The sequence below is a fragment of the Moorena sp. SIO3I8 genome (assembly GCF_010692325.1).
GTDB lineage: Bacteria > Cyanobacteriota > Cyanobacteriia > Cyanobacteriales > Coleofasciculaceae > Moorena.
Genome location: NZ_JAAHHW010000164.1, coordinates 1 through 11,672, shown reverse-complemented (window position 1 = coordinate 11,672; position 11,672 = coordinate 1). Strand labels below are relative to the sequence as shown.

At 42.5% G+C, this 11,672-nt stretch carries 9 protein-coding genes; 3 read left to right on the top strand and 6 right to left on the bottom strand.

All coding sequences use genetic code 11. The annotated features are described in order from the left end of the window. The 3 genes from F6K51_RS32945 to F6K51_RS32935 all read right to left on the bottom strand — a co-directional run. On the bottom strand, positions 1 to 3,768 hold a 3,768-nt coding region (locus F6K51_RS32945; RefSeq protein ID WP_293028920.1), incomplete at its 3' end, for a DUF4114 domain-containing protein. A 429-nt stretch (positions 3,769 to 4,197) separates the two neighbouring features. After that, positions 4,198 to 4,329 (bottom strand): hypothetical protein, encoded by a 132-nt coding sequence (locus F6K51_RS32940; protein WP_293028917.1) that lies wholly within the window; start codon positions 4,327 to 4,329, stop codon positions 4,198 to 4,200. 282 nt (positions 4,330 to 4,611) lie between these two features. After that, on the bottom strand, positions 4,612 to 4,785 hold the full coding sequence (locus tag F6K51_RS32935; RefSeq protein WP_293028914.1) for a hypothetical protein: 174 nt from the start codon (positions 4,783 to 4,785) through the stop codon (positions 4,612 to 4,614). A gap of 105 nt (positions 4,786 to 4,890) precedes the next feature. Between F6K51_RS32935 and F6K51_RS32930 the strand changes: the two genes are divergently transcribed. Then, complete coding sequence (locus F6K51_RS32930) at positions 4,891 to 5,115, top strand: hypothetical protein (RefSeq protein ID WP_293028911.1); 225 nt, start codon at positions 4,891 to 4,893, stop codon at positions 5,113 to 5,115. A gap of 653 nt (positions 5,116 to 5,768) precedes the next feature. Next, entirely contained in the window at positions 5,769 to 6,431 is a 663-nt protein-coding gene (locus tag F6K51_RS32925; RefSeq protein WP_293028907.1) for a hypothetical protein, read from the top strand. Between the two features lie 10 nt (positions 6,432 to 6,441). Here F6K51_RS32925 and F6K51_RS32920 read toward each other — a convergent pair whose 3' ends face one another. The 3 genes from F6K51_RS32920 to ltrA form a co-directional block, all read right to left on the bottom strand. Then, positions 6,442 to 8,475, bottom strand: coding sequence for a pentapeptide repeat-containing protein (locus tag F6K51_RS32920; RefSeq protein WP_293028904.1), 2,034 nt, complete (start codon positions 8,473 to 8,475; stop codon positions 6,442 to 6,444). Between the two features lie 125 nt (positions 8,476 to 8,600). Then, positions 8,601 to 8,732 carry a hypothetical protein gene (locus F6K51_RS32915; protein ID WP_293028901.1) on the bottom strand — a complete coding sequence of 44 codons (132 nt, stop codon included), beginning with the start codon at positions 8,730 to 8,732 and terminating at the stop codon, positions 8,601 to 8,603. A gap of 72 nt (positions 8,733 to 8,804) precedes the next feature. Then, entirely contained in the window at positions 8,805 to 10,607 is a 1,803-nt protein-coding gene (ltrA, locus tag F6K51_RS32910) for a group II intron reverse transcriptase/maturase (RefSeq protein WP_293028898.1), read from the bottom strand. 632 nt (positions 10,608 to 11,239) lie between these two features. Here ltrA and F6K51_RS32905 point away from each other — a divergent pair. Next, positions 11,240 to 11,672, top strand: a 433-nt coding sequence (locus F6K51_RS32905) for a site-specific integrase (RefSeq protein ID WP_293028893.1), incomplete at its 3' end; no start/stop codon positions are given.

Below are 11,672 nucleotides of genomic sequence, written 5' to 3'. Positions count from 1 at the left end.
ATTCAGTTCTGATAGAAATACTAACCCATAGGTAAATTGAACTTCATAAGCGTTATCATAGCTGAGGTTTTGGGTTTGGTTTAATTCACCAGGATCTAAGGTTCCTCCCCCAACTAAATGGCTGAAATCGTAATAGGGGAGTCCATCGGGTGTGAATCCATCTGCATTAATTACTCGAATGGTGGGGTCACTAAGTTGATTAATCGCAACAACTAATGGTGCATTTAACCCATAACTACCAATATTTTCAATGGCTAATTCAACCGTGAGAATATTGCTTTGTTCGTTAAAGGAGGTTTGCAGATATTGTCCTTGAGTACTAGCTGATACATCGTCAAGTTGAAGAATATTCAGGGGAACACCGCTAGGAGAACTGGTAACTGTTGGGGTTACTCCCACATTTGTTGGCGTTTGATTGGGAACTATTTCCAGGTTGGTAATACGGACTGTGGTTTCGGTATCGCTATCATTATTTACCAAGCGGAAGACGACTGTTGCTGGGGTTCCTCCTAAAATATTACTCAGGTCAACACTAACAGTTTGTTTCTCTAAAGTAACCCCTGGTGCTACATCTGTGGATTGTTCTTCAGTGAAGTTAAAGAAGACATCTTGATTGTTACCGATACTGTGAACTAAAGTCCTACCATCTGCACCTAATAATGCTACTTCAAAGGCATCATTTATAAAATCACTGTCCGTGGTATCAAAATTGAGGGCATTATAAGTGAAGCGTAATAGAGATGGGGTTTCTGGAATTGCGATCGCTTCTTCATGGACTACTTTGAAGTTGTCCCCTTCCCGCAATACTATTACCGGTGAGATATTGAAAGTAATGGTTTGGGTATCTGTTCCCCCTTGTCCATCATCCACAGTGTAACTAAACTGCCCACCATTCCCAGTCACATCAGCTACGGGGACAAATTCCAGTGCTTGTAATTCTGTCAGTGTTAATACTTGTCCTGTGGTAACTAATGTATCCCCTAATTTCACCTCACCTTTATCAGCCGCAGGAATTTCGTCCACAGTAATAGTTAAACTATCACCATCTGGGTCAGTGGGAGCGGCAATTGCCAAGGAAATTGCATCGCTATTCTGTTCCACTGTCAGCAGCTTATCTTCATCAGCAACAGGGGGAAAGTTTATTGCTGCTACGGTAATGGGGATAGTTGCTGTAACTTCATTCGCACCACCAACTCCCATATTTCCTAAATCATTGGCGATGAGAGTGAGAGTATCATTACCACTAAAATTGCGATCGCTCTGATAATTTAGAGTAGCTAAAGCAACATTGATATTAGTTGTATTCCCTGCTAAGGTCAGGTTGCGTCCTGCTTCGGTAACTATTACTCCTGTAGTTGGAGTGACAGCAAGTGTGCCATTTTCAGTGGAAAGGATAACAGTGAATTCACCGTCACCAGCATCCACATCTTCAATACTAATACCGCTAATGGTTGAGGAGGTGAACTCATCTACAGATTGGGTTCCGGGAACAGTTATTATAGGTGCTTCGTTGACGTTGGTAACACTGATGTTGAAAATTTGTTCGTAACTTAAACCACCAGCATCAGTGGTTTGAACACGGATACTATAACTTGACTTAGTTTCAAAATCAGGTGACTGATTAATCCGTAGTTCATTGTCAACAATGGTGAAAGCGTTGTTATCTGCATCACCATCTCCTGTTACTAAGCTGTAGGTGTGGGTGTCTCCCGCATCTGGATCTGTGGTGGTAAATGTACCAATTACGGTATTGTCAGCTTCATTTTCTGCAATGGTATCCCCACTCAGGTTGAGAACTGTAGGTGCTTCATTAACGTTGGTAACACTGATGTTGAAAATTTGTTCGTAACTTAAACCACCAGCATCAGTGGTTTGAACGCGAATACTGTAACTCGACTTAGTTTCAAAGTCTGGAGATTGATTAATCCGCAGTTCATTGTTAACAATGGTGAAAGCGTTGTTATCTGTATCACCATCTCCTGTTACTAAGCTGTAGGTATGAGTATCCCCTACATCTGGATCTGTGGTGGTAAATGTACCAATTACGGTATTGTCAGCTTCATTTTCTGCAATGGTATCCCCACTCAGGTTGAGAACTGTAGGTGCTTCATTAACGTTGGTAACACTGATGTTGAAAATTTGTTCGTAACTTAAACCACCAGCATCAGTGGTTTGAACCCGGATGCTATAACTTGACTTAGTTTCAAAGTCTGGCGAGGAGTTTATACGTAGTTCATTATCAACAATGGTGAAAGCGTTGTTATCTGTATCACCATCTCCCAAAACCAAGCTGTAGGTATGGGTATCTTCTGCATCTGGATCTGTTGTACTGAAAGTACCAATTACTGTATCAGCAGGACTCTTTTCTCCAATAGTGTCCCCACTTAGGCTGAGAACTGTAGGTGCTTTGTTGATGTTGGTATCGATTGGAGTGCCAAATTCATAGTCAAAAACCAGATCGTTAAAATCCCCATCACCCCCGTGAGTTAAGTCTTCCCATGCCAATTCAAAACCAGAGCGTGCTTGAATATGCTCGAAACCTTCAGGATTAACCCTTGGTAGGGAGAAAAAGGCGAGGGGTCCCTTACCTATCTGATTATTGGGATTGTACTGGAGAAACTCTTGAGTTGTGGCATTTTGAATTAAGTACCAACCAAAAAATGCCTGAGCTGGAAGTTCTAACCTAGCATTTGCTCCAGCAGTTTGACCGCTAGCAAAAATAACTCGCTGTCGCTCACTAGATAAAGCGGCTAGGGCATAACCAGGGTCTGATGGACGTAAATCACCAATTCCTCCGGAAGCATCATCCACTAAGAATAGACCCATTTCATTATCGTAGCCAGCATCCCGACTAATCCAGCGGAAATCCGTAGCCACACTCTGCCCTGCCTCTCCAGGAATCTGGACAACTCGACCGGGCAAATATGTCCCTTCTGTTTGAGCTACTTGAATCACAACGTCATTAAAGTCGCGATCGCCTCCACCCGCTAAATCTTCCCATGCTAACTCCCAGATTCCCCTATCGAGGGCTTTCCCTTTTGCATGGTCGAACCCATCGGGATTTACCCCATCAATGGAAAAAAAAGCCAGGGTTTCAGCCCCTAAAGTATTCTGGGGATTCCGTTCTAACCAATGGTCAGTGGTGTTGTCCTGGATGATATAAAAGGCAAGGCGATCGCCTCCCTTAAAGGTTACTTCACGCCTCGCGCCAGCTCCAGTACCGCTTGAAAACAGGACTTGTCGGGTAGGATGGCTTAACGCTGCCCAAGCATATCCTGGTTCATCGGGAGTAATTCCATTTACTCTTCCCTGTTCATCGATGACAAATACGCCAATTTCGTTATCAAATCCTGCTTTGCGAGTTGTCCACTCAAAAGAAAGAGATACTTCATCATTTAGTGCCCCCGGTACTAAGAAAAAGTCACCCAGGTGGTCTGTTTTTTTATGGGTAGAGCTGTAAAAAATGTCGTTATTATTAAATTCACCAACCAAGGAATCCTCAACTTTTTTCCCCGTGACCAGTTCAAAACTGGTGTCTGAATTTTGTGTAGGTAACTGCTGCCCAAATTGGTCATATTCCTGACTGTCAACCAGGTTTAACTCATCTGGCAATGGGTAGAATGCTTGGGGGGAGCGAGGACTTGAAATCTCAAAATTTTGGGTAAAAGGATTGTGTGGTAGTGACTGCAAGCTTGAGGATTCACTACCTATCAATGAGAGATTATTTGGCTCAAATAAATTTTTATTATTGAGTTCAAGGTTTTCCATTGTAGGATTCTGAAAAGTTGAGTTTCCCTGGGTTAATTTTCTTTCGTAAACTGACTGTGGCGAAGAATTTACGACATCAGTATTGATTATTTATATACACTTTTGATAAATTATTTTTCTGAGACAATTTAATTTATCAAAAGTGTATATAGCAGTCCTAAATTATTCGTGAAATATATTGGCCAAAGCGAACGCTATAACCCTTGCCCAGCAACGATTCGAGATTTTGCTGATTTTACAAATGATTTAGGATTGCTATATAAATAAAAATTACTTATTGCTATGATTAGCTTGTAGTTTAGTTTTAATCAAAACTAATGTTCTTGTCCCCAAAAAGTTTTTTATTTTTTGCTCCTAAATTATTAGGAAAAACTCTAATCTTTATTGCTATATATGTCGAGTTGGTCAGATAGCTCATCTCTATCACCTTTATAGAGAATGAATTAGAAATTTTCGGACGGGTCTTGTGTATTTGAGAAAGCCTGGGTTGAAAACTGTAGGATTGATATTTTTGGTAGCGATCGCAATCGCCAGTTCTTGGAGATCTAATTTTTTGTTCACTTGCATCTATCCTTATTTACACTGTTTTCTTTCTTATACGCAAATTCAATTCTTAATCCGGATAAATACGTAAAAATTCTTGTCCTAAAAATTATCCATTGAATAAATTAAAATTATTGTGATTTGTAATTCAATATAAGTTACCTTCTTAGAAGAACTTGGATATAGAGATACTTGTTATTGTTCAATGAATCCACCAACTGTAAAAAGCTTCGCTATTCCTGAGTCAATATCAGGACGTTTGAAAAATTCCCTTTAATCATAGTAAATAGACCACCAAGTTTAGCGATCGCCTTTGGTGGCTGCTTTGTAGCATCGCACCCACATTGTATTGACTCTGGTACACCCAAGCTGTTCAACAGACTCGCCAGCCTTTTGAGCTGCACCCTCAGCTACCTTAGCCAAGTAGGGAATTGGTATAGATACTGCAGATGTTGCGATCTGAACCAAGTTCATTCGTAAGTCTTCCTTCTTACTTATGTACGAGCAAAAGTCCCTGGCACACTGCTTTATGGAAGCTCAAACCCTTGTAGCATAGTCCAAGGTCGCGCCCAAAACAGAATGTATCTTTTAGGTGCGACCCGTGGCGAATTTAATTCGCCAACGGAAAGCGCACCTGAAGTAACTTATGAGATGAAATTATTACCCATTCAGCTTGCTCCGCATCGCCTCCAAGACCTCAGCGTAGCTGCCTTCTTTGCCTCTAGGGCTGGTAGTTGGGCTAAAAACAGCGATTTGCAATTTAGTGATGTAATACCAAATCCGTTTGTCAAAACCCCTTTATAAAAATTGACCAAATCTTTGTATGCCAGGAATCTATGGCTATGCAGATAAGGGGGGTGTGGGAACAAGATTTGGTATAATAAGATACTTTACCCTGAGATGATAAGTTATAGTGTTTAGCTGACTAATCTTATAACTTTCACTAATCATTATTCTTTATTTAGTTAGATAAAGTCGTGATATAAATCACATAAACTGGTGAAGTTAATTACTGCATTCAGTGACTGGATGTTCTGAGGTGAATTAGCCCAGCTTCTATGTGTTCTTTATTCCCATGGTGCTTAACCTCATAAGGACAGGGTTCACTACTGTTATGTGCGATGCCCTAATCCAACCCTATTCCGGGCATTCTTCTCGACAGTCATTGGAAGTGTAGTCAAGACTGAGTATAGGGTTCGCTCAAGCGTCTTTATAATCTTGTGATAGTGAAGTGCCTTGTTGGGGGATTATCGGTACTTCAGTACCAGAATCCGGCCAACCTTCATGCTTGAAAGGAGTACGACTCGGTTTGCGTACAGAATCAGTAACCCAGATGCATCAAGGGCTAAAAACAGTACGACATTATCTATTGCCAGCTGGCAGCCATTTTCACCAGTAATGAGGCCAATTCCCTACTCCCAATTCCCTACTCCCACCGCATGGATATAAAATGTTCAGTGGACGTCTGGTGGACATCCGGTGGACATTTACTGAACATCCAGCAAATGGTTATGAATCAGGAAATAGACAAGTTTCCCATCAAAGATTTACCGAGCCGATATAACATAGGTCGCAGTGCCCTTTATGAGCGATTCAAACATGCCAATATCAAGGCCAACAAAGAGGGAACTCGCTCTTTTGTGTCAGGTGAACAGCTTGAAGAGCTGGATCGGTTGCACAACCATTTGAAAAGGGGTGGGACTTTTGAAGACTTTGAGGCATTATTGACCCAAGAGTTTACCGAAAACAGTCAGGAAGCTATCTCTCTGAACAGTTCACCGGACAGTCCAGTGGACGTTCACCGGACGAGTTCTTGGGAGGCAGAACGGGAAGCATTGGAGGTGTTGATTGATGCCATTGCTTCTGGAATCGAGAGAGTGGCCATCAATAGAATTCAGTCCGTGAACCCCATAGGATACATGGGGCAGTTAAAGATGGCTGCCGAGGAAGGATGGCTATTGACCACATCCGAAGTCAAGGAACTAATAAAAGTAAAACCTCACACAAGAAAGGGTGAGGATACCTACAGGAGGGGTTCTTGGTTGTTTACTAAGGCAGGGAAGATCGGACGAGAAACGGCATGGCGTGTGGCAAAAGAGGAAACAGGGAACGATAACTGATAGCTTACCCCTAAGCCTCCGCCCATCCCTCAATGGTAGCCATCAAAATATTAACCAAGGGATGGTCTAGGGTTTCCTTGAAAGCTTCCACTCCTCCAGCTTTCAGAGCATTGACTACCTTGGCTTTTAGGGTTGGGTTATTTTCAATTTGGTCAACAACCTCACTGACAACTATCATCTTTTCTTTGCTTGTTGTAGTGGGATTATTCTGGGATAGTTGCTCCATAAGTTGCTGGATTTCTGCTGCTGCTTCGGCTAGATTTTTATCAGCTTCCTCGTAGTTAGTTTGATTAGCATAGCTTTGCTGACTACTAACAGACTCAGCTCTTTCGACATAGTTACCACCAACGTTAAACTTGGTACCACGCTGGTCACGTCTGTCAATTTTATCAATTCTAATAGTTTCTTTATCTGCCATTGTTTCAACAACTCCTATTAATCTAGTATTGTCTTTGCGTATATATTCTATTTGTTCAGAATAAAACTCGGTTTGTTCAGATAAAAACTTTATTTCTCTATCTTTAGCCTCTAACATTGGCTTGTATTTTGCCCATAATTTTTGCTCGTATTCTGCTTCATCAACCTCCTCAGGGACTTTGACACGAATAACAAAAGCACCGTCGCCTTTATTTTCTATAGTCTGTATAACTGGTAGCTCTCCTGTGTCGCTTTCCACTCGAACTCGAAGCTCTTGAAACGTTTTCAAAAAAGTCTGCCAGTCGATACCATCTTTAAAAATTAAATCGACAGTATTGGGAATTTTTTGAACTAACTTAGTAAATTCCCCTGGTTCAAAATTTCTCTCTTGGTCAGCAGGACGACGTTGAGGGTCTGGAGCATTTTTAGTAGGTAGTTTCAGGAAAATATAATCGCAATCAATTTCAATTAGTTTAGTAGTATTGCTGATTACCCAATCTTCGATATATGCTCCTGTTAAGGTAGCTCTGGTTAAATCTGCTCCTTCTAGTAACGTTTGAACTAACTTAGCTCTGGAGAAATTAGCATTTTGTAAGTTAGCTCGGTTTAAGTCTGTTCCAATGAAGCTAGCATCTTGTAGATTAGCATCCTTTAAATTAATACCTCTTAGATCGAGCCGATCGAAATTTTTATCTTGTCCCTGTCCAGTTATCAGTAATTGTCTAATATTTTCATATTGAAGATATTTTGTTCCTGGTCTAATTCGGTTAAGTTTAATGGTTTTCCGCCAACAAGTATGAGTGATAGTAGCCTTCCTTAAATCTGTACTTTTGAGAGTAGCTTCCGTAAAATCAGCATCGGTTAAATTGGCCTTGTAAAAACTGGTTCCTCCTGTGGCAGCAAAAGCAATAGTAATAGTGCGAATCCAGGCATCTCGGGGGTCTCCTTTTAGAGCACGCCAGCCTAGGTAAGTGCCAAGTAAGGCTAGAAGTACGAGTACGGCTACAGGGAAGGCGAGGAAGAAGTTTTCGGCTCCGGTGAAGACTACGGCTATAGCTACGGCTCCAGTGAAGACTACGGCTATAGCTACGGCTCCGGCTACGGCTCCGGCTCCGGCTACGGCTACGGTTAGGGTTATGGCTGCCACTACAGGTGCAGCTATGGGGAAGGTTAAGGGGAACAATCCGGTTCCAGTGAAGGCTAAGACTGAGGCTAAGACTAAGACTAAGGCTCCGGGTCCTCCAATACCTCGACAAAGGATAATAGCGAATAAGACAATTATTACAATCAAAACTATCGAGGTATAGACTAGCGACGTTACGTTACTAGGGCTAAAAATTGACTCTAGTAACGCTCCACTATATAAGCTGGTACATACGAATACTCCTGATGTTATCGATGAAACCAACAAAAGAACAATCACCCACCGTTTTTGTAATCCTGCCTTCGCACTACAGAACTGAGTGCCCTTTAGAGTAGCATTCTTAAAATTTGCCCCTCGAATATCCGCTTCACTAAAATCTGCCCCGGAAAGGTCTTCCCCCTGAAACGATTGACCCCTAAGATTTTTCCTGCGGAAATCCCTTTTTCCGTCTGCATATTTTTCCAGAACTTTATTAGCTTTCATCAGCCAGAATCATATATAGGAAAGGGAATAGGGAAGTTTAGTTGTATTACTCTATTATAATAAGTAGTCCTTGTCAATTAACTGGAAATAGTTCTTAATAAACACAATCAGTCAGTGTTTATTAACTAAGAGACTGTTTTGAAACGATTGGCCGTAGTCCAAGCTTCGCGTGACTCGCGTAGCTTCCGCGCTTGTGCGATCGCACCTATCTTATCGGGTAGGTCAGAGGGATTACTCCCCCGTCGCCCCCTAAGCACCGTGCGAACAAGTTACCAAGTACACGGCGCAACCAATTCCTTTATACACGTTATCTTTTTAGCCAGCTTTTTCTATTCAGATAACCCTTTTTGTACCTTTTGGCTTTTGCGAGGGTTCTGTTTTGTAGGGGTTTTAATCGCTCGGAACAATGTTTCTTGTATCTCACGACTGCTAGCTCCCAAGGCGTGGATGGTCTTGTGGCAGTCTTCATGGACATACACTAGGTTGTTATATTTGTCCTCACCACCTTCGGAAACCGGGATGATGTGGTGTAGATGTACCTGATTGTAGTCCCCTAGTGGCTGACCGCAATATGGACAGATGTATTTTTGCCGTAGGGCTATCTTATTCTTGCCCTTGGGAAGTCTTCCTTCTGCGGTCTTTTTGGCTTGTACTTTCTCTCGTTTTCCCCAGTATTCCTTGAGGTCAGGGTCATCCGGTGAGTGAGTATGTGTCACCATGTTATGTCTGGTGATTTTTGTCCAATGTGCCTTTTCTAGGTAATAGTTCTTAGAGCCGAATATATTTTGGTCTTCTCTTCCTGGACAGAAATTCCCAAAATGTTTCTCTTGTATTTTTTCCCAGGATAATTTGGGATATCTTCTCTTACACCATCTTACTAACTTCCAATGTACATAATTTTCCAGTTTAGAGAATGTATCTTTGCTGGCTGCACTATTATGGTAATTCGTCCATCCTCTGATGATTGGTGTTAGTTTGTTAATTAAGACTTCCGGTGAGGCTCCTTTTAGTTGAGCCATGGTTACCTTAATCTTCTTTTTTATGTCTTTCAGGCTATCTTTGGATGGTTTTATTAAGGTAATGTACCCTGACTTCTTTGTAGATGTCTTGTATTTCCTGAAATTCCATCCTAGGAAGTCAAAACCTTTTGTTAGGTGAGTTATCCTGGTTTTTTCCTCTGATAGTTCAAGTCCTTTCTTGACCAACCACTTTTGCGTGATTCTCTTGGCGTTTACCGCATCTTCTTCAGTTTCAGTTAAGATTACAAAGTCATCGGCAAAGCGGATTATTGTTCTATGAGATTGGTTAAACCAGTATGTTGACCTTTTGTCGGTCTTCTTTTTGTATACAATCCCTAGTTCTGTTTCCAGACCATGGAGTGCTATGTTGGCCAGGAGTGGGCTTATTATTCCCCCCTGTGGGGTACCCGTTTCGGTAGGGTGGAATGTGTTTTTATCCACATATCCTGCCTTTAACCAATCTTTTATTAGACCTCTGGCTGGAAAGTTTCCTATGGATTGTAGGAGCGGTTGATGGGTAATATTGTCGAAGCATCCTTTGATATCGGCTTCCACCACCCACCATTTCCTATTTTTTTCGCCTGAAATATTTTTGAAGATACGTTGTTGGGCATCATGGGTACTACGTTTTGGCCTGAAGCCGTAAGATGTCCCTTCAAATTGTGCTTCCCATGTTGGTTCCAAAGCGTTTTTAACAATGGCTTGTAAACATCTATCTGTAATACTGGGTATTCCAAGAGGACGTTGTTTGCCATTGCTTTTGGGTATGTAGATGCGTTTGGTTGGCTTTGGAGACCATGACTTGAGGGTGGTTAGGTTTTGTACCATTAGTCCTCGTTGTTGAGGGTTCAGGCATTTTTCCTTATCCACTCCTGCTGTCTTCTTGCCCTTGTTATCCTGAGTGGCTCGGCGGACTGATACCTGGATGTTGCTATAACTCCTAAGCATTAGGCGTTGGAGCTTGTTGACCTTTTTCCAGTTGCCTTCACGTGTCGCCCGGAATATACGTTGTCTTAATTTTCTTACCTGCCTATGGGCTTCTTTCCAATTAATGGAATGCCAATCGGTGGTCTGTATAGTTACGATACCGTCCTGCGGTTCTATCTTTTCCATGTACAATTTAAAGTTATTAAGTACGTAGTTCCAAAGCTCGGAATCAGCTCTGAAATTCAGCGCTCTTTCGAGCGAGGGATTTCCCTCTATCCGACCGGTTATGTATTCCCGTTCCCTTTCAGGATGTCGGCTTTTGCTTGGTTCAGACTTTTACCGGACTGAGAGTTATACCTCCCCTTACGGTTTGGCTACCCTGTGTATCGACCTGACACCAGGGACTCAACCTCGGCTTACCCGGTTACGCACATTGAAGATACGAATCTGAGGTTGCCGTCTATACACCGAGTTCGCTACAGGATTCGATTATCCGTAATAGGCCAGATAATCTTGGAACTCTTACCCCCATCATCGAATTTTAGGGGTATACCTAGTCACGGTGCCTTTTAACAACGGTTCGTGTCCCTCAACCTTTTGATTCTTTCCCTGTTCGGTTATCCCCTATCCGATGGTTCGGTTCAAACTTACTTTCTCTTTAGCTTTGAGACCTAGTTCTACAGGATTAACTCAGTTTTGTGTCACCATGTTAACCTTCGATTCTACGCCCCTTCGAGTGGGAACCAGCCTGAATCCTAGGCTGTGAAAGGCTCTTACCCCTTTCACTTCAAATGAGCGCCTTCTTCGGTCGCCCGTATTTGACTAGGGTACACCCAAGCTGTTCAATAAATAGGCAGGGGTGTATTGAGGCGTGGGGTATGAAAATCGACCGCCATGGCCAGGCAAAGATATTAACAGCAGAGGAAATCCAGCTCCTGTTCAACGAAGGGGCAACCCTTAACCCGCCACGAGACCGGGCACTGTTTGCCGTGATGCTGTACACTGCCTGTCGGGTTAATGAAGCGGTGACTTTAAGAATAAGGGATGTTTATGATCGCAAAGGGTCTGTGCGTCCCGTTGTCCTATTCAGGAAAGGGAACACCAAAGGCAAGCTTGCCACCCGGACCATCCCGGTACTAGAAGATCTGCGGTTTCACTTAACGGACTACCACCCTCCAAAATGGGGAAACTATCTATTCCCCGGAAGGCATGGGAAAGGGCACATCACCTCAGATGCCGCCAGCTGGATCC

What these genes read in the sequence shown, in the direction of transcription:
- F6K51_RS32920 (WP_293028904.1), bottom strand. Translation starts at nt 8,475, where the DNA reads ATGAAAGCTAATAAAGTTCTGGAAAAATATGCAGACGGAAAAAGGGAT.
- F6K51_RS32930 (WP_293028911.1), top strand. Translation starts at nt 4,891, where the DNA reads ATGTATCTTTTAGGTGCGACCCGTGGCGAATTTAATTCGCCAACGGAA.
- F6K51_RS32935 (WP_293028914.1), bottom strand. Translation starts at nt 4,785, where the DNA reads ATGAACTTGGTTCAGATCGCAACATCTGCAGTATCTATACCAATTCCC.
- ltrA (WP_293028898.1), bottom strand. Translation starts at nt 10,607, where the DNA reads ATGGAAAAGATAGAACCGCAGGACGGTATCGTAACTATACAGACCACC.